This window comes from Streptomyces sp. FH025 (assembly GCF_017427025.1).
Lineage (GTDB): Bacteria > Actinomycetota > Actinomycetes > Streptomycetales > Streptomycetaceae > Kitasatospora.
In genome coordinates, this window is record NZ_JAFLNG010001137.1 from 1 (window position 1) to 1419 (window position 1419).

At 74.0% G+C, this 1419-nt stretch carries 1 protein-coding gene; it reads left to right on the forward strand.

Annotation, left to right across the window (positions count from 1 at the left end; all coding sequences use genetic code 11):
- Window positions 1-1419: non-ribosomal peptide synthetase (locus J0670_RS37965; RefSeq protein ID WP_207817322.1), on the forward strand; the 1419-nt coding region annotated here is incomplete at both ends.

The window sequence follows — 1419 nt, forward strand, 5'->3', positions numbered from 1 at the left end:
CGGGGGATGACGCGTGGGTCATTTTCACGTCCGGGACCACGGGGCGGCCCAAGGGTGTGGCGGTCACGCATCGTTCGGCGGCGGCGTTCGTGGATGCCGAGGCCCGTGTTTTCCTGGCCGGGCGGCCGTTGGGGCCGGGGGACCGGGTTCTGGCGGGTCTGTCGGTGGCGTTCGACGCCTCGTGTGAGGAGATGTGGCTGGCCTGGCGTCATGGCGCGTGTCTGGTGCCGGCGCCGCGGTCTTTGGTGAAGGCCGGCGCGGATCTGGGGCCGTGGCTGGTGGAGCGGGGTGTCACGGTGGTGTCGACGGTGCCGACGCTGCTGGCGCTGTGGCCTGAGTGGTGTCTGGAGCGGGTGCGGCTGATCATCGTCGGTGGTGAGGCGTGTCCGGCCGAGTTGGTGGAGCGTCTGGCCGGTGAGGGCCGTGAGTTCTGGAACACCTACGGTCCGACGGAGACCACGGTGGTGGCCACCGCGGCGCGTCTGCTGCCGGGCGGGCCGGTGCGGATCGGTGTGCCGTTGGACGGCTGGGAGATCGCGGTGGTCGACGGGGCGGGCCGTCCGGTGCCCTGGTATGCCACGGGTGAGCTGCTGATCGGTGGTGTCGGAGCGGCCCGTTACCTGGATGAGGCCAAGGACGCGGAGAAGTTCGGCGCTCATCCCGCTCTGGTGTCCCCGCGGGTGTATCGCAGTGGTGATCTGGTGCGGAACGAGCCCGAGGGCCTGGTCTTCGTGGGCCGTGCCGATGACCAGGTCAAGCTGGGCGGGCGCCGTGTCGAGCTGGGGGAGGTCGATGCCGCTCTCCAGGCGCTGCCGCGGGTTCGCGCGGCGGCCGCGGCGGTGCGCAGGACCCCGGCCGGCGCGGACCTGCTGGTGGGCTACCTCGTGGCCCCACCCGGTGGGGGCCTGGATCTGGGCGAGGCGCGGCGTCTGCTGCTGGAGCGCCTGCCCGCGCCGCTGGTGCCCCTTTTGGCCGTGGTGGACTCCCTGCCCACCCGGACCTCGGGCAAGGTGGACCGGGCTGCTCTGCCCTGGCCCCTGCCCGCCACCGCCACCGGCCCCCACGGCGCCACCGGCCCGCACGGCGCCACCGGCGCTGCCGGTGACCACGGCGCCGCCGGCCCGCACGGCGCGGCCGGTGCTGCCGGTGCCGGGGTTCTGGAGGGTACGGCGGGCTGGCTGGCCGGGCAGTGGGAGCGTGTGCTGGGGACGGCTCCGGCCGGCGCCGGTGACGATTTCTTCGCGCTGGGGGGCTCGAGTTTGACCGCGGCCCGTCTGGTCTCCGAACTGCGGGCCCGTCACGGCGGTGTCTCGGTCGCCGATCTCTACGCCCATCCGGTGCTCGGCGATCTCGCCGGCTTCCTCGATTCCCTCGCCCCGGTCCAGGTGCCGGCGGCGGCCGCGGCCGGCACCTGGACCG